Genomic DNA, 22,311 nt, shown 5'->3' on the forward strand with positions numbered 1-22,311 from the left:
TTGCCGGGCGGCGGCGGAGAGCGTACCGGAAGGCCGCCCCCGAGCATTCGGAGCACCGCATGCACGACGAGTACGCCCAGCTCGACCGCAGGCTCGCCCGGGTGCTGGGTGAGCGCCTGTGGCCGGCGGTCTACGCCGCGGCGGTGCCGCTGGCCGTGGAGCGCTGGGACGCCCCCGCGGGACCGGTTCCGGCCGCCGAGGGTGTCGCGGCTCCCTACTCCCCCGCCGCCGTCGGCCAGGAGTGGGGACCGGCCTGGGGCACAACGTGGTTCCGCTTCACCGGCGAAGTACCCGACCAGTGGGCCGGGCGCACCGTCGAGGCGGTCATCGACCTGGGGTTCGATCCCGACCGGCCCGGTTTCTGCGCCGAAGGCCTGGTCCATTTGCCCGACGGTACCCCGGTCAAGGGGCTCAACCCGCGCAACCGGTGGGTGCGAGCGGCCGCGCCGGCGCGCGGCGGCGAGCAGGTGGACCTGCGGGTGGAGGCCGCCGCCAACCCGGTGATCCTGGGCCCCTCCGGCTTCGCGCCGACCCCGTTGGGCGATCCCGCCACCGCGGGCGGCGAGCCGCTGTACCGGCTGCGCAGCGCAGACCTGGCGGTCCTCGACACCGAGGTGTGGGAATTGAGCATGGACGCCGAGCTGCTGGGCCAGCTGATGCGGGAGCTGCCCGAGGGGTCGCCGCGCCGGGCCCGCATCCGCACCGCCCTGTCGCGGGCGCTGGACGTGCTCGACCCGGTCGACCCCGCGGGCACCGCCGCGGCGGCCCGCGCCCGGCTCGCGCCGGTGCTGGCCGATCCGGCCGAGGCCAGTGCGCACCGGGTTTCGGCGGTGGGGCACGCCCACATCGACTCGGCCTGGCTGTGGCCGCTGCGCGAAACGGTGCGCAAGGTCGCACGGACCGTCGCCAACACCACTGCGCTGATGGACGACCATCCCGAGCTGGTGCATGCGATGTCGCAGGCCCAGCAGTTCGCCTGGCTCAAACAGAGCCATCCCGAGCTGTTCGCGCGGCTGCGCGAGCACGCCGCCGCCGGCCGGTTCGTGCCGGTGGGCGGCATGTGGGTGGAGGCCGACACCAACATGCCCGGCGGGGAGGCGCTGGCCCGCCAGTTCGCCTACGGCAAGCGGTTCTTCCGCGACGAACTCGGTGCCGACACCCGCGAGGTGTGGCTGCCCGACTCCTTCGGGTACTCGGCTGCGCTGCCGCAGCTGGTGCGGCTGTCGGGTTCACGGTGGTTCCTCACCCAGAAGCTGTCGTGGAACGCCGACAACCCCTTCCCGCACCACACCTTCTGGTGGGAGGGCATCGACGGCACCCGGGTGTTCACCCACTTCCCGCCGGTCGACACCTACAACGCCGAGTTGACCGCCCACGAACTGGCCCACGCCGCCCGCGGCTTCCGCGAGGCGGGCCCCGCCTCGCGTTCGCTGGTGCCCTTCGGCCACGGCGACGGGGGCGGCGGGCCCACCCGCGAGATGCTAGCGCGGGCGGCGCGCCTGGCCGATCTGGAAGGCGCGCCGCGGGTGCGGTTGGAGAGCCCGGCCGCGTTCTTCGCCGCCGCCGAACAGGAGTACGCCGACGATGCGCCGGTGTGGCTGGGCGAGCTGTACTTGGAGCTGCACCGGGGCACCTACACCAGCCAGGCCCGCACCAAGCAGGGCAACCGGCGCAGCGAGCACCTGCTGCGCGAGGCGGAGCTGTGGGCGGCGACCGCGGCGGTGCGCACCGCCGACGATGCGCAGCGGGCCTACCGCTACCCCTACGAGCGGTTGGCCGAGCTGTGGAAACGGGTGCTGCTGCACCAGTTCCACGACATCCTGCCGGGTTCCTCCATCGCCTGGGTCCACCGCGAGGCGGCGACCGCCTACGCCGAGATCACCACGGAACTGGAGCGCATCGCGGACGAGGCCCGCGGAGTGCTGGCAGCGGGCGCGGGAGGCGGCTCGGTCGCACACGCCGGCGCCGGCGTGTGCGACCGCCCCGATGCCGGCACGGTGACCGTGTTCAACTCCTGCCCGCACGAGCGCGGCGGTGTGCCCGCGATGGGCGCCCGCGCCCGCCCTGCCCAGGCCGGCGGCGCTGCGGCACCTGTGCCGCGGGGGCCGGGCCCGGGCGGGCCGGGAGGCGCGGACCTCGCCCTGCTCGCCCGCGAGGGCGGCGGTTACCTGCTGGACAACGGCCTGCTGCGGGTGGCGGTGGACGGCCGGGGCCTGATCGTGTCGGTCGTCGAGACCGCCACCGGCCGCGAAGCGCTGGCGCCGGGCACGGCCGGAAACCTGCTGCAGATACACCGCGACCTGCCCAACGCCTGGGATGCCTGGGACGTCGACTCTTTCTACCGCCGCACCGGCTCCGACATCACCGCCGTCGAATCGCTGGCGGCCGCCGATGAGGGGCCCGAGCGCGCCGCAGTGGCGGTGACCCGGCGTTTCGGTGCCTCCACCGTCCGCCAGGTGGTGGCGCTGGCCCGCGGATCGGGCCGGGTGGACTGCACCGCCGAGGTCGACTGGTACGAGCGCGAACGCTTCCTCAAGGCCGCGTTCCCGCTGGACGTGCGCGCCGCCGCGGCGGCCGCCGAGATCCAGTTCGGGCACGTGCACCGGCCCACCCACACCAACACCTCCTGGGACGCGGCCCGGTTCGAGGCGTGCGGGCACCGGTGGGTGCAGGTGGCCGAACCCGGGTACGGCCACGCGCTGGCCACCGCCTCCACCTACGGCCACGACGTTGAGCGGAGGGTGCGCACTGACGGCGGCACCACCACCGTGCTGCGGCTTTCGCTGCTGCGGGCGCCGCGGTTCCCCGACCCGGAGGCCGACCAGGGGCGCCACGTGTTCGAGTACGCGCTGGTACCGGGGGCCGGCATCGCCGAAGCGGTGCGGGAGGGCTACCGGCTCAACCTGCCCGAGCGCACGGCCTCCGGGGGCGCCGATGTCGCGCCGCTGGTGTCGGTGGAGGGCGAGGGCGTGGTCGCCGAGTCGGTGAAGCTGGCCGAGGACCGCTCCGGCGACGTGGTGGTGCGGCTGTACGAGGCCCACGGTGCGCGGGCGCGCGGCGCGGTGCAGGCGTCGTTTCCGCTGGCGGCCGCGGTGGCGGTGGACCTGCTGGAGGAGCCGCTGGACGGCGCCGGACCGCTGGATGCCGATGGCGATCGGGTGGGCTTCGGGCTGCGGCCCTTCCAGATACTTACGCTGCGGCTGATCCGGGGCTAGGCCGGGGCTGGGCCCGGGCCCGGCCGGCGGGCCGCGCGGCATCGCGCACCACCGCTGCTGCGCGCGTGCGCAGGAGCGGGGCGGGGCGTCGGGGACGGTTGGCGGAGATCGGGGCGGCACCGCAGGTCGCCGGGGTCGCTGCGGGTCACAAGCGGTAACAGTGGGCGGCAACGGGGGCGCAGCGGGGCATCCGGCGGCGTCCAACACGGCCCGACACACAGCCGGATAACAATTTCGAACGGAGCACGTCACACAAGCTCACAAATGGTACTACCATTGCCGCCAGCATTCCTCCGGCGCACGTCACACCGCGCGCCGACCCGTCCCCATTCCCGGAGGAACCCGTGGAACCCATTGACCCCGCATACGGCACGGCGCCGCTGCTGCTCATAGCAGGCGCAGCGATCGCCGTGCTGCTGGTGCTCATCATCTGGTTCAGACTGCACGCGTTTGTTGCGCTCGTGCTGGTCAGCCTGGGTGTCGCACTGGCCACCCGCATTCCGCTGGACGACGTGGTCCCGACCATGCTCTACGGCTTCGGCGATACGCTCGCCAGCGTCGGACTACTCGTCGGCCTGGGCGTGATGATCGGCCGGCTCTTGGAGGTCACCGGCGGAGCCGCCGTGCTCGCCGGGGCGCTGATCAGGGCCTTCGGCCAGAAGCGCGCACCGCTCGCACTGGGTGTGGCCTCGCTGATCTTCGGCTTCCCGATCTTCTTCGACGCCGGGCTGATCGTCATGCTGCCGATCGTCTTCAGCGTCGCCCGCCGCCTCGGCGGCTCGGTCCTGCTCTACGCGCTGCCCACCGCGGGCGCCTTCGCCGTGATGCACGCCTTTGTGCCGCCGCACCCGGGCCCTGTGGCCGCCGCCGGCCAGATCAATGCCGACATGGGCATCACGCTGATCGTGGGCCTGGTGCTGGCCGCGCCGACCTGGTACATCGCCAGCTACCTCTACGGGCTCTACGCCGGGCACCGCATCCACCTGCCGGCTCCCGCCGAGTTCGGCGCCGCCGCCCACGAGGCCGGCCGCTCCGGAAGCGCTCCGGCGCCCTCCTCCGGCGGCACCGCGACCAAGACGGCCGAGCCGTCCGCGCCCGCCGGCGAGGACGTTCCCGGCAACGCCCCGCGGGTCACAACGGTGCTGGGCATCCTGCTGCTGCCCATGCTGCTGATCTTCGCCAACACCGGGCTGACCACCCTGGCCGCCACCGGCACCGTGTCCGACGACGCCGCCTGGGTCAAGGCGCTCATCCTGATCGGCCAGACGCCCATCGCGCTGCTGATCACCACGGTCGTGGCCATGGTCGTACTCGCTCCGGGCCGTTTCTCGCGGGGCTACGTCGAGACGCTCGCCAACGCCTCGCTGGGCCCGGTCTGCTCGATCATCCTCATCACCGGCGCCGGCGGCATGTTCGGCGGCGTGCTGGAGATCAGCGGCATCGGCCAGGCGCTGGCCGGCAGCCTGGAGAACACCGGCATGCCGGTCATCGTGGCGGCGTTCGTGATCGCGGCGTGCCTGCGGGTGGCGCAGGGTTCGGCCACGGTCGCGCTGACCACCACGGCCGCGCTCATCGCCCCGCTGGTGGCGAACTCCGATTCGCTGAGCACCATCGACCTGTCGCTGATCGTGGTGGCGATCGCCTGCGGCTCCACCGTGCTCTCCCACGTCAACGACTCCGGTTTCTGGCTGGTGGGCCGCTTCCTGGGCATGGACGTCAAGACGACGCTGCGCACTTGGACGGTCATGGAGACCCTGATCGGTACGGTCGGCTTCGCGCTCGCCGCGCTGCTGAGCCTGGTCCTGTAGATGGTTTCCGGCGGGCCGCCTGCCCGGGCCGCTTCCTAGGCCAAGGGCGGTCGGGTCCCACCGGAGACGACCTTCGGGTCCGGTGCACCGGAGGGCAAAGCCGCGGGAGGCCTCAGCGGGTCCCGGCGGCTTCGTCCTCCAGGGCGGCCACGACCTCGTCGACGATCGCGTGCATGGCGGCCTGGGCGACATCGGCCAGGCCGCCGGCGATCGCGTCGGCGACGTGGGTGTGCAGGCGCAGCGCCTCGGGCCGGGGCAGGCTCGGCATGAGGTCGTACTCGGTGCGACCGGTGAGGACCTCGGCGACCACTCCGGACAGGCCGGAGAACATCTCGTTGCCCGACATATCCAGGATGCGGCGGTGGAACTCGATGTCCAGGCGCAGGAACCCCTCCAGGTCGCCGCTGCTGCCGGTGGCGACCATACGCGCGTTGAGGTCGGCGATGTCCTCGCGGTCGGCGGCGCAGGCGCGCCGGGCGGCGAAGGCGGCTGCGGGCGGCTCGACGGCGGCACGCAGCTCGGTCAGCGACCGCAGCTGCTGGATGCGGCCCGGCCCCGCCAGGCGCCAGCGGATGAGCTGGGGGTCGTAGACGCTCCACTCCCCGGGCGGGCGCACCCGCACCCCGGTGCGGGGGCGGCTGACGACCATGCGCATCGACTCCAGCACGCGTACCGCCTCGCGTGCCACGGTGCGCGAAACCCCGTAGTCCTGGGCCAAACGGTCGAGGGTAAGAACGGATCCGGGCTCGTACTCGCCGGCGGCGATGGCCGGGCCCACCTCCGCAAGGACGCGGTTGTGCAGGGTCCGGTGGTCGGAAGCGGCCATTGCAGGTCTCCTTCGGCCCCGCCCGGTGGCGGATCCCCCGGGCGCCCGCCGCACAGCGGCGCTTGATTGGTAACACTATTAGTACCCGCGCAGAGCGGTTTCACAGATCCGCACGGTTGGAGCAAGGAATGGCACAAGCCACGCACTTCGTCGTCATGGGAGTCTCGGGTACGGGCAAGAGCACCGTGGCCGAACCCATCGCCAAGCGGTTGGGACTGCCCTTCGCCGAGGCCGACGACTTCCACCCCGAGGCCAACGTCGCCAAAATGTCGGGGGGTACCGCGCTGACCGACGACGACCGCCGGCCGTGGCTGGAGGCGCTGGCGGAGTGGATCACCGAACACGACCGGCGCGGGGAGTCGACGCTCATGGCGTGCTCGGCGCTCAAGCGCCCCTACCGCGACATCCTGCGGGCCGCCGCTGCGGACGTCCGGTTCCTGCACCTGGACGGCTCGACCGAACTCATCGCCGCCCGGCTGCGCGAGCGCAAGGGCCACTTCATGCCCGAGACCCTGCTGCGCTCCCAGCAGTCCACCCTGGAGCCCTTGGGCGACGACGAACCGGGCGCCACGCTCGATATCGCACCCCCTGCGGAGGAGGTCACCGAGCGTGCCGCCCGGATCGTGGCCGCAGCACTGGGCCACGGGGCCGGCTCTTAGGAGTCCGCAGGGGCCGCAGAGCCCGCACGGATAGTCGGCGGCGTATCGGATCGGGGTCAGGTGTCGACGGTCTCCATGTGCCCCATGCGGATCGAGATCTCCATAGCGGCCGTGCAGACCGTCTCGCCGATGGCGGACAGCTTGTCCTCTTCCATCCGGTAGGAGGGGCCCGACGCGCTGAGTGCGGCGATGACCTCGCCGGTGAGCCCCCGGATCGGCGCAGCGACCGCGTTGAGGCCCAGCTCCAGTTCCTCCACTGCCGTGGCGAAACCCCGTTCGAGGATCTCGTCGATCTCGGCCCGCAGGCTGTCGGAGTTGGTGATGGTCTGGGGGGTGAGCTCCTCCAAGCGCCCTCGCAGCACCCGGCGCTGATCGGGGGCGCGCATGTACGCCAGCAGTACTTTGCCGGTGGAGGTTGTGTGCAGTGGGTTCTGCCTGCCGATCCAGTTCTGGCTGACGATCGCCGAGGCCCCGCGGACCTGGTCGATGTTGACGACCATGTCGCCGCTGGGTATGGCGATGTTGACCGTCTCCCCCAGTTCGGAGGCCAGGTCCTCGCAGACGCGCCGACTCTGCTGGGTGAGGTCCAAGCCCGCCGCCATGGTTCCGGCGAGACGGATTATGCCGAACCCGAGTTGGTACTTGCCACGCAGCCCCGGCTGCTCGACCAGCCCGCGCCGCTCCAAGGCTCCAACGAGCCGGAACGCCGTGGACTTGTGCACGCCGAGTTCAGCCGCGATCTCGGTGACCCCGGCCTCGCCGTGCTGCGCGAGGATCTCCAGAACAGTGATCGCCCTGTCGACCGACTGCACGGGCGCCCCATTGCTGCCCGAGCCCGACTTGGTCGACTCTGCTTCACCGCCCGACCCCCGCTCGATCCGTTCCGGACCAAGTGTGCTTTGACTCTTTCCTGCGCGGTGGTCGTTGGAAGCCATGCGACCCACGATAGTGGTCGAACCTGGACACTCCCTGGACACATCCGTCCGACTTGGTGTTATCGCAGGTCAAATCGTTATACACAGGGAACTGGGGCCCCTTGGGCACCGGTGGGCCCACCGGCTGCGGTTCCCCCGGCGCTGCACACGCCGGTACGCAAAGCGGCGCGGACCGGTGCGGAATGCAGCGGGGACCGGTGCGGGGCGGTCCGAGGACCGACGGGCCCGGGGCGGACAGGGCTCAGGTTGAACCGCCCCGATCCGCCTGCCCGGTGCCGGTGCCCGCACCCCGCGCAGCGTCGGCCTGGGCAGTGAGGCGGTCGAGGACCTCCTGCAGCAGCCGCGGATCGGGGTGGTGCAGCCCGGTGATGGCCGCGAGGTACAGGCCGTCGCCGACCAAGCGGATGGTCTCGGCGAGGACCGGGTCGCCCAGCTCCTCGTGCAGCAGATCCGACCAGTGCGCGAACATCCTGCCCAGCAGCTCGCCGGCCTCCTCGGGGATTCCCTCCTTGCTGCGCAGCGCGGCGATGACCGATAGGTACAGTTCGGGATCCTCGACCGATCCAGGCTGCGACGTGCGCAGATAGAACCGCGTTACGCCCTCCGGGCTCGCGCGGGCCGCGGCGAACTCGTCCTCGGCGCGGGCGGTCAGCCGCCGCACCAGCCCGGTCATCAGGGCGGACTTGTTCGGGAAGTGGTAAAGCAGTCCGCCCTTGGAGACCCCCGCCGCCGCGGCCACCGCTTCCAGTGTGACCGCAGGGGCGCCCTCGTCGATCAGGATGCCTTCGAGAGCGTCGAGGATGCGGTCGCGCGTCGTAGAACTCACACCCCGACTGTACTGGCCGGATGGCACTATACCGTCTGGACGGTACAGTTGAAGGCGACGGCGCATGGACACCCCATCGCGCACGACACAGCGGCAAACCGCAGACAGCACCACCGGAAGCGCCGACCCCGGCGCAGCCGGCCCAGCAGCGAACGGAGCAGACCCATGGCCGCGGCCGACCGCACCCCGACGGCACCCGCCACCCGCAGCGGCGGCGGCGCCCGCGACTGGGCGGCGCTGGCCGTGCTCGTCCTGCCCGTCGTGCTGATCTCGGTGGACATGACGGTGCTCGGCTTCGCCGTGCCCTACCTCAGCGCCGATCTCTCCCCCAGCGGCAGCCAACTGCTGTGGATCGTCGACATCTACTCCTTTGTGCTGGCCGGTCTGCTGGTCACCATGGGGTCTTTGGGCGACCGCATCGGGCGCAGGCGGCTGCTGATGGCCGGATCGGCCGGCTTCGGCGCCGCCTCGCTGCTGGCCGCCTACGCCCCCAGCCCCGAGATCCTCATCGCCGCCCGCGCCCTGCTCGGACTGGCCGGCGCCACTCTGATGCCCTCGACGCTGTCCCTGCTGCGCAACATCTTCACCGACGAGCGCCGCCGCCTGACCGCCGTTGCCATCTGGGCGTCGGGGTTCTCTGCCGGGGCCGCCCTGGGCCCCATCGTCGGCGGGTGGCTGCTGGAGCACTTCCACTGGGGATCGGTGTTCCTGATGAACCTGCCGGTGATGGCGCTGATCCTCATCGCCACGCCCCTGCTGGTCGGCGAATCGCGCGACCCTGGCGCGGGGCGGCTGGACCTGCCCAGCGTGCTGCTGTCGCTGGGGGCGATGCTGCCCGCCGTATACGGGATCAAGCACCTGGCCGAGCACGGGTGGTCGGCGGGAGCCCTGGCCGCCCTCGCCACAGGTCTGGCGGCGGGCACCGTGTTCGTACGCCGCCAGCAGCGCCTGCCCGATCCAATGATCGACGTGCGGCTGTTCGCCGACCGCCGGTTCAGCGCGGCGGTGGGCACCAACCTGATGCTCGTGTTCGCGATGGCATCCTCGCTGTTCGCGCTCACCCAGTACCTGCAGCTCGTCGAAGGGCTCAGCCCGATCCTGGCCGGGCTCGCGCTGGTACCGGGCCTGGTGCTGTCGGTGGCCGCCAGCTTCGCCGCGGTGTCGCTGTCGCGGCGGTTGAGTACGGCGGCGGTGGTGGCGGCGGGGCTGGCACTGGTCGCCGCCGGTTTCGTACTGATGGCGCTGCTGCCCGGCGGCGGAGCCGGGCTGATGGCGGTGGCCTTCGCACTGCTGGGCACCGGTATCGGTCTCGCCGAAACACTGACGAACGGGACCGTGCTCACAGCGGCCCCGCCACAGCAGGCCGGCGCGGCATCTGCGGTCTCGGAGACCGCCTACGAACTGGGCGGCGCGCTGGGCGTCGCGCTGCTGGGGAGCCTGCTCACCGCCGTCTACCGGATCCGGCTGGGCGACGTTGCCGGGGTGGGCGACCGGGCGATGGCCGCGGCCTCCGAAACACTGGGCGGGGCGTCGGCGGTTGCCGATGGCGGCCTGTCCCCGGAAACCGCCGCGGTGCTCATGGCCGCCGCCCGGGACGCGTTCACCGACGGCGTGCAGGTCACCAGCGCGCTCGCTGCGGGGGTGACCCTCGCAGCGGGCGTCGTGGCCTGGGTGTTTCTGCGCGAGCGCACCCATGCCGCGGCCGCGGGCGGTCGGGCGGACCCGCGGCGCTGAGGTGGAGGAGCCGTGCGCACCGGTGCCGGCGAACGTGGGAGCCGGGGCTGGGGACGGGCGGGGCGCGCGGATACGGATGCCGGGACAGGCCAGAGTGGCACCGGGCCAGGGGCTGGAGCGGGAGCGGCCGTTGCGGCGGCCGCCTGCGCGCCCGGCCCGCCTCAGCGGTCCGGGGGCACCTCGGCGGTCCGGTGCGCGGACTCCGCCGCGGCCCCCGAGACCCGCGGCTCGGGTACCAGGCCGCCGTCCTCGGCGGCGGGCTGCGACAGCACCGCGTCCAAGCGCCCCTGCAGCGGCACGGAGCGGGCGAACGCGGCCAGCTCGGCGGCCAGCAGCGGCTCGGGATGCTGCTCGGCGATGGCGATGCCCACGCCGGTCGCCTGAGCGGTCCCGGCCATGGGGACCGCCCGCAACCCGCCGGGTACATCGCCGGCCAACCACGAATGCGTGAGGACCGCGCAACCGCCGCCCAGGCTGATGTGCTCGAACAGCGCGGGAAGCGAGTCGACCTCCACCCGCACCACCGGGTCCTCGCCGGTGGTCGCGGCAACGGCGTCGGCCACCCGCGGCCACAGCGGGTCGGGCAGCAGGCGGCACAGCGGCACGCGCGCGAGGTCGGCCCACTCCGCCTGCGTGCCCTCGGCGAAACGGCCGCCTTCGGCCGCCAGCAGGACGGGCCGCTCCCGGTACAGCACCGCCCGGCCGCGCGAGCGGGCCGGATCCAGCGGCGTACGCACCGCAGCGCAGTCCAGGGCGTTATCGGCCAGGCCGCGCTGGATCTCGGGCGCCGGCATGCTGCGCACGCGCAGCGCCACCCGCGGGTTGCGGGCGCCGAAAAGTGCCGCGATGCGCCCGAAGGCGGTCGCCGCCTCGGGTAGCACCCCCACACGCAGGGTGCCGATGCGGCCTTCGCGCACGGTCTCGACATCGGCGGCCAACCGGTCGCACTCGGCCAGGATGCGGGTGGCCCAGCCCAGGACGCGCTCGCCCTCGGGGGTGAAACCCTCGAAACGGTGGCCGCGGCGCACGATGGGTACCCCCAGCTCGGCTTCGAGCTTGCGAATACCGGCCGACAGCGCCGGCTGGGAAACATGGCAGGCAAGAGCGGCCCGGGCGAAATGCCGCTCCCGCGCCAGGGCCACGAGGTATTCGAACTGGCGAATCAGCATCCCCGTTCCCCGATCCGAGGCGATGTCGACCGGGGCCGGACCCAGGGGTTGTCCGGCCCCGGCGTCGGCGTTGCCGCCGGCGCCAACCAGCCCGGCGCCGCAGCCGCCATCGCTACCCCTTCAGCAGAAGAGGTCGAATCTTCATTGTGGTGTCTTACACCACATTCGCGCCAGGCGTAGCACCAAATTCATCCGCGGGCGGCCGCGCCGCCCGGGAACTCGGGGCGGCAGGGGCGGCCGGGAGTGGCGAGAACGACCTTGACGACCGGGCACGGCCGGAGCGCGCCGCGCCGAGGCGCGGCGGCCCGGGCGGGGCCGGGTTGCGGGTCGGCCGCACCCACTGCAGTGGCGCACAGCGGAACACAGCAACGCACAAGGGGACATACAGGCGCCCGCCGCGGCACGGGAGGGCCGGAACCGGCCGAGCCGCAGGGCACCGGGACTACGGGGCTCCGCAGCGGTTCAGGGGGCACCATCGGCCGCGAACCCTCAGATACCGGCGGGCTCCTCAGCCGGGTCATCAGCGGCCTGCTCGTGGTATGCAACGCGGGTCGCCTCGGCGTGCTCGCGCATCAGCGCACCCCGAACACGCAGGCGCCCGCCGCGGCACGGGGACGACCGGGCGGTGGGGACCCGGAACACCCGGGCTCCGCGACAGCTCCGCAGCGGAAGCAGGCGCCGGCACCGGCCGCGAACCCTCAGATACCGGCGGGCTCCTCAGCCGGGTCATCAGCGGCCTGCTCGTGGTATGCAACGCGGGTCGCCTCGGTGTGCTCGCGCATCAGGGCGGCGGCGCGCTCTGTGTCGCCCGCCTCGATCGCGTCGATGATGGCCGCGTGCTCCTCCCACGACTCGCGACCGCGCCGCTGCACCACCAGCCCGTGGTACCAGCGCACCCGCCGCGCCACCTGGCCGGCGAGTCCGGCCAGCACCTGGTTGCCCGCGAGCTCGACGATGCAGCGGTGCAGTTCGGCGTTGCGGTCGACCACCGCGTCGGTGTCGCCGCGCTCCAGCCCTTCCATACCCGAACGCCACAGCTCCCGCAGCCGGCCGACACCTTCGGCGGTGGCCGCGCCCGCGGCGAGCCGGGCCGACTCCGTCTCCAGCAGCGCCCGCACCGCCAGCAGCTGGTCGGCCTCGCTTTCGCTGGGCTGGTGCACGAACGCGCCGTAGCCGGGGCGGAGGTCGACCCAGCCCTCGTTGCTGAGCCGCTGCAGGGCCTCGCGGACGGGCTGTCGGGAGACGCCCAGCTGCTCGGCCAGGTCGCTCTCGACGAGGTGGCGTCCAGGCGGCAGCCGGCGCCGCGTGATCAGCTCCAGCAGCGCGTCGTAGACGCTGTCACGCAGCGGCGCGGGACGCTGGACCGGGTTGGCCAGCACGCCTTTGTCGAGATGGGACGAGGTCATTGTTCGCGGCTTTCGTCGGCTACGAGTGAGCGCCCTTGCGAGTACGGGATTTCCGGGTGCGAGTCTAGGCCAGGGCGGGCCCGGCCCGGCCCGCACCGATCCGCGCGCCCGGAACCCGCGTGCAGGCGCGAGCGCGGCGCCCGCTCCCGACTACCGGGCTACCCGCACCACCAACCTACCGACGTGCGGCTCCGGGCGGCTTCAACGCGGCAGCCACAGCAGGGCGGCGTGGGGACCGCGCCAGCCCGGCGGGATGACGGCATAGGCGTCGGCAAGCGCGGCACCGCGCAAACTACCGGGCCGGTCGTGGCCCACCGGTTCGGCCTGGCCTCCGGCCACGCGCACCGCCACCAGCCGCGTGTCGTGGGCGTGCGGTTGGATCGCGCCCTTGACCCGCATCGACGGCGCCAACACGGTGTCGGTGTCCGGACCGCCCGCCATGGCGCGCAGCACCGGCATCAGCAGGGTCGCTGCGGCGGCGAGGGCGGCGTTCGGGTTGCCCGGCAGGCCGACGACCACCGTCCCGGGGTCTTCGGGCGGGCCCAGGTGGGCCAGCAACTGCGGGTGGCCGGGGCGGCAGGCCACCCCGTCGACCACAACCGTGGCCCCAACCCCGGCCAATGCTCCCCGCAGGTGGTCCGCGGGGCCCTTTGACGAAGCGCCGCAGACCACCAGCACGTCCACGAGCGGGGCCGCCGGCACGTCCACCGACAGGTCCGCCAGCGGGGTCGGCAAGGGGTGCGGCGGCGCGTCCGCCGCGGCCGGGCCTCCGCGGTCGGCCGCACCGTATCCGGCGCCTCCGGCGGCGCGCAGGACCGCCGCCATCGGTTCGAACCCGTCCGGGAGGAACCGGGGCGCTCCCACCGGCTCCGCCCCCGATCCGGCGGCGATACCGGGCACCATCGGACCGATCGCGTCGCGGACCCGGCCACCGCTGGGCCTGCCCGCAGCGGTGATCTCGTCGCCGGTGACGACCACCGCCACACGGGGGCGGCGCACCAGGAGCGTGTCGTGGCCGAGGGAGGCGGCCAGGCCGACCACAGCGGGCGTGACGGCGGTACCGGCCGGCGCCACGGTCTCACCGGCGGCGGTGTCCTCACCCGTCCGGCGCACATGCTTGCCAGCAGCGATCTCACCGCGTATCCGCTCTCCCCCGGCCGGGGAAGCGGTGACGGACTCGTAGGGCAACACCGCGTCGGCGCCAGCGGGCACTTGGGCGCCGGTGGCGATCTCGACCGCCTGCCCGGGGAGCAGCGGAGGCGCCGCATCGGCGGCACCGGCCAGCACCTGCCCGACCACCGCCCACTCCGGCCCGGTCCCGGCGACCGCGTATCCGTCCATGGCCGAGGCGTCGTAGGGCGGAACACCCACCAGCGCCGTCAGATCGCGTGCGAGCACCGCCCCGAGCGCTCCGCCGAGCGCGACGGCACGCTCGCCGCCGGCACGCCCACTGCGGGCCCCGAGCCGCCGAGCCTCTTCACGCGCCTGCGCCCACGGCAGCACAGTCGCAGCGTTCCCGCACCGGACCATCGCACTCCTCCGGCCAACCCCGACGTCTCACCCCAGCGTGCCCCTTGTATATCTGCGGCCCCCAACAACCCCGCTGTCAACCCGCCCGCCGATTTGCCGTCTGCTGACTTTCCGCTACAGTTCTAACTGCACGACAACGGCGCAGCCCAAGCAGGGAGGCGCCGGAGCGTACGCGGACGTGGCTCAGTGGTAGAGCATCACCTTGCCAAGGTGAGGGTCGCGGGTTCGAATCCCGTCGTCCGCTCGGAGACACCATGGGGGTCCCCTACCCTCACAAGAGTCCGGTGGAGTGGCCGAGAGGCGAGGCAACGGCCTGCAAAGCCGTCTACACGGGTTCAAATCCCGTCTCCACCTCCGGTTACACCTAGGGGCGGTTAGCTCAGTTGGTTAGAGCGCTACCTTGACACGGTAGAGGTCACAGGTTCGAATCCTGTATCGCCCACCAGCATCATCGCAGGTCAGAGGCCGTTCATCGGTCTTGTTCAGTTATCGCGGGCTCCGGTCGTGGAGCGAATCTGGAGACGATCTTGCTCCGGGACGGTCACGACGCCCGCTTCGCACCCGGTGCACGGTAGTACTCACCGAGCCGCGGAACCTTCTCCACGGCCCACTGACGCTCGGTTTCCTTGAGGGCGTGCAGGCTCCGTTGCCAGCGCTCCTCCAGCACCGTGCACACCTGTTCTTTCATCGCCGGGGTGACGTTTTCGCAGACGTTTCCCATCCCCCGCATCCGATGCCCCAGCCGAGCCGTCCGCGCAACCTCAGGAATCCCGTCCTCGGCCAGCCACGTGCGGTGGGTGCGGCGCATGCGGGTGCGGCGTTTGGCGGCCTCGCCGCGCAGCGCCAGGTCGGGCGCCAGCCACAGCACCACGGCCGGCATCGCCCACATCGCCAGCCCATACATGCCCCAACGGATGCGCGCGAACTGCTCTACTGTGCGCATCCGGATCCCGCGACGCACTTCGTGAGCGCAAGCTCTGCGGGAGCCCGTGGGCGGCTGCACCTCCGAACCGATACTGCCCGTACACGCCGACGATGCAGAACACAAAGCTGCAAGGCCTTCCGCGGGTGATGAGAGCTACCCCTGATTCGCGTCCTCGGTCGAGCGGGGGTGGGTCAGTGCGGGTGGCGATCGGGGGGTCATGGGCTCAGCTGCGGCGCGGCCAGTCGATGACCAGGCGGCTGTGCGGCTTGTCGATGACAAAGCGCGGATCGTCGGCCCTCAGCCTGTTGCGGGATTCGCCGAGGGCCATGCGAAAGGTGGGGGCCGGTGCGGTATTGCCCCAGCCCTGGTCCCATTCCGCGATCTCGGCCGCGACCTGCTCGGCGAGCCCGGTGGCGCGCGGGCCGTGGCCGATAACGCCGATTTCCCAGAACCGGCCCTGCGCATCTTCGCCTTCGCGCACGGTCAGGTAGGCGAGGCTGTCGCCGTCGAGGGCGGCCATGGAGCCCCAGCCGAAGTGCGGGGTGAAGCCGGGGCGGGAGCCGGGCATGCGGGACAGGCCGTTGGGCAGCACCGCCGCCAGGTACAAATAGAGCCACTCCCACGGGTCGCCCTGGCGGAACTTCACGCCGGAGTAGACCTTGGCCTGCTGTTCGTCGAGAACGGTGCGGATGGCGTCGCGGTCCACCTCCTGCTCGCTGAAGGTCTCCAGGAGCACGTTGCCCTCGCCGGCCATGGGCACGCGCGTGTAGATGTCGTCGCACACCCCGTGGCGCAGGGGGATGAACGTCGCCATCTCACACGAAACGGTTTTCCAGGTGTCGCCGTCACGCTCGAAAGCGAAGCTGCGGGAGATGCTGCCGCGGATCCGCATGGGCAGGACCACACGCCCGTTCGGGGCCAACTGGTCGAGGAGTCGGGCGGGGACATCACCGGCGCCGACGGTGAACTGGATGCGGTCGTAGGGGGCGTGGTCGGCCAAACCGGCCGCTCCGTCGCCCAGGACGGCGGTGACGTTGGAGGCGCCGGCGTCGGCGAGGTTCTTGCGGGCGCCCTCGACGAGGTCCTGGTCGACGTCGATCGTCCACACATGGCCTGCGGGGGCCACGAGGCGGCCGAGGAGGGCGGCGTTGTAGCCGGTCGCGGCTCCGGCTTCCAGCACCCGGTGTCCGGGCCGGGCGCCCACCTGCTCCAGTTGGGTGGCGACGATGGAGGGGGCGGAGATGCAGGAGATCATCTCGCCTGTCTCGTCGTGCTTGGTGGCAACGGCGTCCTCGGCGTAAGCGGCGTGCGGGTCGACACCGGGCAGGAACCGGTCGCGCTGGACCTGGCGGAAGGCGGCGATTGCCTCGGGGGTGCGCAGGTGGCCGCTGCCGATGAGGCGGTTCACGAGTGCCTCGCGCAGGTCAGCGGGGTCGGTGGCGGAAGTCATGGTCTCCATTCGCGTTGCATCGGTTGTTGCGTGTGTGGACAGGCGGGCGGAGGCGTCGGCATCGTCCCCGGTGGCGAAGGCGACATGGCTGAGGAAGACACCGGGCCGCTGCTCGACATCGGGGTGTCGAGCGGAAGGATCTCGAATGCCGCTTCGCGGTCGCGGAAACCGGACTGACTGGCACCGTCAGACCTAATAACCGATATGTGGGCGCCAAAGAGGCCCCAGGTGTGTCTCGGCTTCCGGGCCGAGCACTCATACCAGAATGGTCCCTCGCGCAGAGTGGGCAAGAGCGCTCTGGGTACGGCCATGAAACCCCATCCGATTCCAGTGGAAGATCACGTGGTAAGCCAATATCGCTCGAAGCCCGCGATGTAGCAGGCCCTGGCGGGATGCGTCCTTGAGGCTCTTTCCTAAGTCGCGGAATGCCGAGGTCCAAGCTGTCGCCTCGTGCGCGGCCTCACCCGCGCTGAACAATGAATCCATACCTTCAGCCTGGGTGCGGAGGATCGTGCCCAACTGCGCTTCCATTTCCTGAAGCCGGTCCGGATGCACACCGTCCGGGAGAGGACGCTCCGCGCAGACGCGGTGCCATACGTCGCCTTGTTCGTACCACTCCAGTCCAGCAGCTCGCAGCATGATCGTGCACAGCAGCGTCGACAACTCTCGCGGCCCGAGGGCGTATTCGGACGTGGCATGGCAGTGGTGGAGTATCGACCGGCTGTCGGCGTGGAAGAGCCGGTGCGCCGCGCACATGGCGTCGTTCCCCCCGAACGCCGCGGTTTCCGGCTCGTAAATGCCGTGCCACCAGTCCGCGATGTGTCCGGCGACGGCCAACTCGTCCAGCCCCGCCGCAAGCGTCGACTCCACCCGCTGTCTCGGGCGGATCCGCAGCCGCCATTCCGGGTACTTACGGATGAACCACCATTGTGCTCCGGCGGTGGCCTCGGCATCGGAAAGCAACGGCAATAAATGAGCGGCTGCTACGGCATCGGCTTCGTGCCAGTCGGAGAAGGTGAGGTAGATCTGCCACCAGTCGGTGTCGGCGTCTTCGTTCAGTGCGGCGCGACCAGCCCGGTCGTAGCGCTCGACGGCGGCGCCCAGTTCCCGCAGGGCTATCGGCACAGAGGCAGCGGCCTCCTCCAGCGGCGCGCCGCTGAGAACCTGCACTACAGCATCGGCGAGGCGCTCCGATCCTTGCACGTCAGCCGAATCGCGCGCGAGCAGGCCAGCGTTCAGTCGATCAGCAGGCATGAGTCCCATCCGGTCGTCGGTGCGGTGTCGGTTGCCGCGGTCATCAGCGCCAGCGCGGTTCCGGCGCGACCTTCGAGGAATCCCGATGCGGGGGTAGCGCGATCGGCGCGGCTGGTCAGTTGGTGGACCATCGTCGGCAAGAGGGCACACAGCCGGGGATCGGAGGCGTCCCGGGCGGCGCGCCACGCTGTCTGATAGGCGCCGCCCCAGCCGTGGCAGAGCCCGGCATCGATGAGGCGAGTGGTCTGCGCGGAGTCTGTCAGGCAGCCGACCAGAGCGGTTTCGGCCATGCGTTGTCGGGCGTAGTCGCCGGTGGCGATAGCGGCGACTTGTTGGGCGCGGGCGATGCCAGGAGTCCCATAGCACCAGCTCGGTCGTGCGGGTGCGGTTTGTTGGCAACGGCCGGAGCGAAGCTCTGCAAGCGAGAGTTGTTCGGGCCACCAGGCGCCAGCGGGGTGATCGCGCTGCCAGGTGTCGAGGTGGTGGCAGATGGTCTCGACGGCTTCGCGGTGGCCTTCGACGCTGTGGCCGCGGCGCAGTGCTTGGCTCAGCAGCAGGAGCGGGCCGGCGATGCCGTGTGCGGCGCCGTGGTTGGCGTGTCCGTGAGCGAAGAACGGGGAGTAGCTGCGGTGCGGGTCGTGGTGCACCCACCAGCCCGGCACCTCGGTACCGTCGACGCGCAGCGGGCGCGTCAGCCGGACCAGATAGTCCAGGATGCGGCCGAGCGCGCTGTTGCCGGGGTCGCGGTGCAGGAGTTGGGCACCGATGCCGGTGAGGCCGTAGAACACGTCATAGTCGGCGAACCCGCATGTCCCTCCCCGGTCGATGCGGCCCATGGCGGCGTTCACGCGCCGGTGGGCCAATGCGGCGACTGCTTGGTCGAGGTGCCGGCAGGCGCGTGCGTAACGGGGTGAGGGTCCGGTGGCGGCCAAGGCGGCGGCCAGCGCCGGGGCGCCGAGAAAGAGGCCGGTGTTGTCGGCGGCGCTGATCTCTCCCGAGGTGGCGGCCGTGATCCAGGCGTGGGCGGTCTCCCACCCGCCGTCGCCGGTGCGGGCGCGTTCGATGTGCAGGAGCGCACCGCCGGCGTGTCCCTCGGCGAGCGAGTGGGCCCGCCAGGGTTCGGCCGGGTCCTGCGGCGGCGGGTGGTGCAGTGCGGCGGCGATGCGTGCCGCCGTGTGGTGCGCGGTGGCCGCCGCGTCGCTGCGGATCGGCGCACTCATGGTCTGCTCCCTTCAGCCGTGTAGCGGAGCGCGCAGGCGCGGGCGAGACGAAGGACGACGGCTTCGTGATCGGGGTGCGGATTCACAGCGCGCCGGTGGTGCAGGTGCAGCAGCGAAGGCAGCAGCCGCAGCGGCTTCCGCTCTGGGACGATCTGGGCACGATAGACAGCCAGTGTTTCAGCGCGCTGATGCCAGGCTTGGGCGACTTCGGTGCCGCCGCGCCGTTTCGTGAGACCGGAGTATGTTCCGTACGGATCGGCCAGTTCCAGGGTCTGGTCGCGTTGATGCCGTTCCACTGAACCGGGCGTGTAGGGAAGATCGCTCACCAGCCAGCGCAGTCCGGCGTCGGGGTTGGGTGCGAGGTCGCAGACAAGGGCGACCATGCTCGCCGCCGCCAACGCCGCGGGGTCGCTGCCGACGATCGCGGCCATGCGGATCTGCGCGAGGGCCGCCCTGGTGTCGGCAGCGAACACCTGCTCGGCTGCTTCTCTCGCCGCCCCCGCCCCATAGCGGCCGTTCTGGGGACGGTAGGTCTCCAACGTCAGGTCTGAGGCCAGGCGGTCGCGGTGCACCGAGTCCGCCCAGGCCTGTAGGTGTGCCGCTGAGGTTCCGTACTCCTCCGCGCGTGGCAGGCGGAAGTGGATCGACAGGTCGGGCCCTGATCCGGGGTGCATGGGGTCGCGGTCGCGTGTGAACCACCAGCAGCGGGGATTGCCGAGGTCGTCGAGCAGGGTGGGAAGGCGGTCGGTGAGGATCTCATCGAATCGGTCGGGGTGGGCGTGTAGGCGGGCCCGCAGCGTTGGGGAGGCGCCGGGGAGCTGCGGGGGCTCCGCCACGGTGGGCGGTCCTCCGAGCGCGGTCCGGGGGTGCTTCTCGGGGGGCTGCTCCAGGTTGAGGGGCAGCAGGATCTCGTGCGGCCGACCGATCCAGGAGAGATCGTCGCCTGTCGGTGCCTCCCGCAGTTCCAGGCGGCCGTTCGCGGAAAGGCGGCGCCGCAGCAGCAGTCGGTGGAAGGGATGGGACAGGTCGAGTGGCAGGTGCTGCTCGTGCTCGACCACCGTGACGCGCTCAGGCGCCCACCACCGCTGCATCCAGTCCCGCAGCCCCGCCTCCCACTCGGCGGTGCTGGTGTCGTGGCGGGGCAGGTCACTGTCCGACAGCAGCCACCGCGCGGGTGACAGGATCGTTCGCCGGTAACGGATGCGTGGCAGGTAGGGAAGTTTCGCGGCCGCGCCGAGGTCGAGCGGTCCGTAGGCGGCGCAACGGGCCGTCGGAATCTCCGCGAGGAAGCGCGCCAGGGGCGGCGTCTGGTTTCCCGCTTCCAGCGCGTGTGTGGTCCGGGTTTCGATGGGCGCCCCGGTGGAGCGTTGAATGAGCCAGAACCGGCGGGCATCCGCCGTGACGGCCAGGTCTGCCACGCCGAGCGCGGGCTCGGATGATGAACGGTGCTCGGCCAGGGAAATCACGACGGGAAGGAGCTGCGGCGTGCGGGCGACGTTGGCGTTGCGGCATCGGCGCGGGGTGAACGACAACTGCGCGGCCACGGCGTCGGTGGTTTCGTAGGTGGCGGCCAGCTCGGCGGCGTCCTTGTCGCCGAGCAGGTGGGCGAAGCGCCCGGCCATGCTGCTGGCTGGGCGAGGGGTCCCGGTGACGACCAGGTCGAAGTCACCCCGGTTCACGGCCGCCATGCTGGAAGCCTGCACCTGCACGCAGATCTCGACGCGCGAGGGGAAGCGGAGATCAGCCGCGTCGCCACCGGACAGCTTTTCCAGGTCATCGTCAGTAAGGGCGATCTCGTCGCGTTGGTCGACCATGGCCGTCTGAATGAGCGCGAGGACGGCGGCGTCGCGGTCGTGGCGTTCGGCAGGGCTGGGTTCCCGGGCCGAACCCAAGTAGGTGGCCGGAAGGCCGAGACCGCTGTCTGCGACCAGATCGGTGACCGGGACCAGGGCTCCAGGGCCGTAGCGCTGCCGGAAGCGGTGGTGGTATTCGCGCCAATGCGGCGCGCCGAAGGGATAGGCCGACAGGCGGGCAAGGACCGCGGCGGCCTGCTGAGCCTCCTCCACAACTGGCGCGGGTAGCCGCAGGTCGCAGTCCAGGGCCGTGTCGACCATGAGTGGTGTGGAGGAGGCGTTGTTGAGCGTCGCCATTCGGTGCTGTACGCGGCTCGGTGACGCAGCCGGTGCGGTGGAGGGTTCCGTTAACGAGGCGTGGAGGTCGTAGAGCTCGCGCACCTCGTCGGCGGTCTCGCCGACGAGGTGTGCCCGGACGTGCTGCAATTCCTCACACAGGTACCCGAGCGCGTCTATGCAGGTCATTGGCGCCCACAGGCTGGAGATAAGCAGGTTCTGCGCCAACAGGCCCTGAAGTAGCCCGTCAAGCTGATGAGTGGAAGCGTCGGGGAACGAGGCTTTCAGGTGCGCGTGCAGGCGCTCGTAGGAGATCGGTGACCGCGCGGTCTCCAGCGCCGTCACGGTGGGACGAGTCGCCCGCACGGAGACCTCAATGGGCGCCGCCAGCTCGTCTGCAGGTCCCGCTGGCACCCCTTGAGCGACCAGGCGGGCCCCGCGAGCATGCACGGTGTCGTTGGCGACGACTGACAGGCGCCGCCGCAGCGGTTCGCACTCTTCCAGACGGGTGATAACACCCGCCAGCCATGCGCCATCGGCACGCATCGACCGCCGATGATCCTCTCCCCAACGCAACTCCGCGGTCTCCCCCACACTCACCGCAGCGATGCCGGCGAAATCCCCGAACGGCGTCGAGCGCTGCTGCCAGCGAAGCAGGTAGGACGCGACCGATACTGCGGCCTTGACGATCTGGCGCGGCTGCCTTCGGTGCCCGGAAACGACCGCCTCGACCTGTCGGCACAGCGCCGGACTTGCCGATTCCAAGCCCGCACGCACGTCCTCGCGGGCCCAGACTTCACCGAGCCACGTGCCGAGAGCCGCGGGGTCGTCGGCCGGATCGTCCAGGCGGGGCAACTCCAGACCGCCTGGATCGGTGGGGGCGCGGAGCTGGGCGCCGCCTCGGGACCGGTAGTCCGGCGCGTCGAAGACCATGCTGCACTCTCCCTTCACGAGACGGGGCAGCCGCCCTGGTGCAAACCGGGCGCGCTGCCCCTGATCCGTTGTCGACCTCCCGGAGCGTCAGAACGGGTCGCCGGTAAAGGAGAGGCAGGCCGACGCCTGGGTCTGGCAGGTCTGGCCGCAGCCGTCGCCGGTGTTGCACTGCAGCTTGCCGTTGGGGTGGGCGGCCAGTACGACCTGGACGTCGAGTTCGAACTCGTCGTCGGAGACAGGCAGCTCGGCCGTTGCCGTCGCGGTTGCGGATCCGTCCATGGTGATCACGCTC

The 22,311-nt window shown here is 71.6% G+C and carries 16 protein-coding genes and 3 tRNA genes; 7 read left to right on the forward strand and 12 right to left on the reverse strand.

Features of this window, described 5'->3' with window-relative positions:
• Positions 1 to 59: 59 nt before the first annotated feature.
• Complete coding sequence (locus ACYVD5_RS12130; protein WP_461001096.1) at positions 60 to 3,215, forward strand: alpha-mannosidase; 3,156 nt, start codon at positions 60 to 62, stop codon at positions 3,213 to 3,215.
• A gap of 344 nt (positions 3,216 to 3,559) precedes the next feature.
• Positions 3,560 to 5,023, forward strand: a complete 1,464-nt coding sequence (locus tag ACYVD5_RS12135; RefSeq protein WP_461001097.1) for a GntP family permease — start codon at positions 3,560 to 3,562, stop codon at positions 5,021 to 5,023.
• 112 nt (positions 5,024 to 5,135) lie between these two features.
• Here the strand turns inward: ACYVD5_RS12135 and ACYVD5_RS12140 are convergent, their stop codons facing one another.
• Entirely contained in the window at positions 5,136 to 5,849 is a 714-nt protein-coding gene (locus tag ACYVD5_RS12140; RefSeq protein ID WP_461001098.1) for a FadR/GntR family transcriptional regulator, read from the reverse strand.
• Positions 5,850 to 5,977: 128 nt separating this feature from the next.
• On the opposite strand from ACYVD5_RS12140, the gene ACYVD5_RS12145 reads away from it, so the two are divergent.
• Positions 5,978 to 6,508, forward strand: a complete 531-nt coding sequence (locus ACYVD5_RS12145; RefSeq protein ID WP_461001099.1) for a gluconokinase — start codon at positions 5,978 to 5,980, stop codon at positions 6,506 to 6,508.
• Between the two features lie 56 nt (positions 6,509 to 6,564).
• Here ACYVD5_RS12145 and ACYVD5_RS12150 read toward each other — a convergent pair whose 3' ends face one another.
• Together ACYVD5_RS12150 and ACYVD5_RS12155 are read right to left on the reverse strand one after the other, a co-directional pair.
• Positions 6,565 to 7,320: an IclR family transcriptional regulator gene (locus ACYVD5_RS12150; protein ID WP_461001149.1), complete on the reverse strand. Its 756-nt coding sequence runs from the start codon at positions 7,318 to 7,320 to the stop codon at positions 6,565 to 6,567.
• A 364-nt stretch (positions 7,321 to 7,684) separates the two neighbouring features.
• A complete protein-coding gene (locus ACYVD5_RS12155) occupies positions 7,685 to 8,269 on the reverse strand; it encodes a TetR/AcrR family transcriptional regulator (RefSeq protein WP_461001100.1) in 585 nt (194 codons plus the stop codon).
• Positions 8,270 to 8,434: 165 nt separating this feature from the next.
• Here ACYVD5_RS12155 and ACYVD5_RS12160 point away from each other — a divergent pair, with 165 nt between their 5' ends.
• Entirely contained in the window at positions 8,435 to 10,003 is a 1,569-nt protein-coding gene (locus ACYVD5_RS12160) for an MFS transporter (protein ID WP_461001101.1), read from the forward strand.
• 161 nt (positions 10,004 to 10,164) lie between these two features.
• Here ACYVD5_RS12160 and ACYVD5_RS12165 read toward each other — a convergent pair whose 3' ends face one another.
• The 3 genes from ACYVD5_RS12165 to ACYVD5_RS12175 all read right to left on the reverse strand — a co-directional run bounded on the left by ACYVD5_RS12165 (position 10,165) and on the right by ACYVD5_RS12175 (position 14,108).
• Positions 10,165 to 11,172: a LysR family transcriptional regulator gene (locus ACYVD5_RS12165; RefSeq protein ID WP_461001102.1), complete on the reverse strand. Its 1,008-nt coding sequence runs from the start codon at positions 11,170 to 11,172 to the stop codon at positions 10,165 to 10,167.
• A 698-nt stretch (positions 11,173 to 11,870) separates the two neighbouring features.
• Entirely contained in the window at positions 11,871 to 12,578 is a 708-nt protein-coding gene (locus tag ACYVD5_RS12170; RefSeq protein ID WP_461001103.1) for a GntR family transcriptional regulator, read from the reverse strand.
• 201 nt (positions 12,579 to 12,779) lie between these two features.
• Entirely contained in the window at positions 12,780 to 14,108 is a 1,329-nt protein-coding gene (locus ACYVD5_RS12175) for a molybdopterin molybdotransferase MoeA (protein ID WP_461001104.1), read from the reverse strand.
• Between the two features lie 172 nt (positions 14,109 to 14,280).
• On the opposite strand from ACYVD5_RS12175, the gene ACYVD5_RS12180 reads away from it, so the two are divergent.
• The 3 genes from ACYVD5_RS12180 to ACYVD5_RS12190 all read left to right on the forward strand — a co-directional run bounded on the left by ACYVD5_RS12180 (position 14,281) and on the right by ACYVD5_RS12190 (position 14,553).
• Positions 14,281 to 14,352 (forward strand) — tRNA-Gly (locus ACYVD5_RS12180).
• A 39-nt stretch (positions 14,353 to 14,391) separates the two neighbouring features.
• Positions 14,392 to 14,462, forward strand: a tRNA-Cys gene (locus ACYVD5_RS12185).
• A gap of 14 nt (positions 14,463 to 14,476) precedes the next feature.
• A tRNA-Val gene (locus tag ACYVD5_RS12190) sits at positions 14,477 to 14,553 on the forward strand.
• A 96-nt stretch (positions 14,554 to 14,649) separates the two neighbouring features.
• On the opposite strand, the gene ACYVD5_RS12195 is transcribed toward ACYVD5_RS12190, so the two are convergent.
• The 6 genes from ACYVD5_RS12195 to ACYVD5_RS12220 all read right to left on the reverse strand — a co-directional run bounded on the left by ACYVD5_RS12195 (position 14,650) and on the right by ACYVD5_RS12220 (position 22,298).
• Positions 14,650 to 15,051: a hypothetical protein gene (locus tag ACYVD5_RS12195; RefSeq protein ID WP_461001105.1), complete on the reverse strand. Its 402-nt coding sequence runs from the start codon at positions 15,049 to 15,051 to the stop codon at positions 14,650 to 14,652.
• A gap of 205 nt (positions 15,052 to 15,256) precedes the next feature.
• Complete coding sequence (gene fxlM, locus ACYVD5_RS12200; protein ID WP_461001106.1) at positions 15,257 to 16,483, reverse strand: methyltransferase, FxLD system; 1,227 nt, start codon at positions 16,481 to 16,483, stop codon at positions 15,257 to 15,259.
• 255 nt (positions 16,484 to 16,738) lie between these two features.
• Positions 16,739 to 17,737 (reverse strand): thiopeptide-type bacteriocin biosynthesis protein, encoded by a 999-nt coding sequence (locus tag ACYVD5_RS12205; RefSeq protein WP_461001107.1) that lies wholly within the window; start codon positions 17,735 to 17,737, stop codon positions 16,739 to 16,741.
• Complete coding sequence (locus ACYVD5_RS12210; RefSeq protein WP_461001108.1) at positions 17,719 to 18,957, reverse strand: lanthionine synthetase C family protein; 1,239 nt, start codon at positions 18,955 to 18,957, stop codon at positions 17,719 to 17,721. The genes ACYVD5_RS12205 and ACYVD5_RS12210 overlap by 19 nt, the downstream gene beginning before the upstream one ends.
• Positions 18,954 to 22,019 carry a lantibiotic dehydratase gene (locus tag ACYVD5_RS12215; RefSeq protein WP_461001109.1) on the reverse strand — a complete coding sequence of 1,022 codons (3,066 nt, stop codon included), beginning with the start codon at positions 22,017 to 22,019 and terminating at the stop codon, positions 18,954 to 18,956. The genes ACYVD5_RS12210 and ACYVD5_RS12215 overlap by 4 nt, the downstream gene beginning before the upstream one ends.
• An 87-nt stretch (positions 22,020 to 22,106) precedes the next feature.
• Positions 22,107 to 22,298 carry an FxLD family lanthipeptide gene (locus tag ACYVD5_RS12220; protein WP_461001110.1) on the reverse strand — a complete coding sequence of 64 codons (192 nt, stop codon included), beginning with the start codon at positions 22,296 to 22,298 and terminating at the stop codon, positions 22,107 to 22,109.
• Between the last annotated feature and the right edge of the window lie 13 nt (positions 22,299 to 22,311).

This window comes from Streptomonospora sediminis, assembly GCF_054778995.1.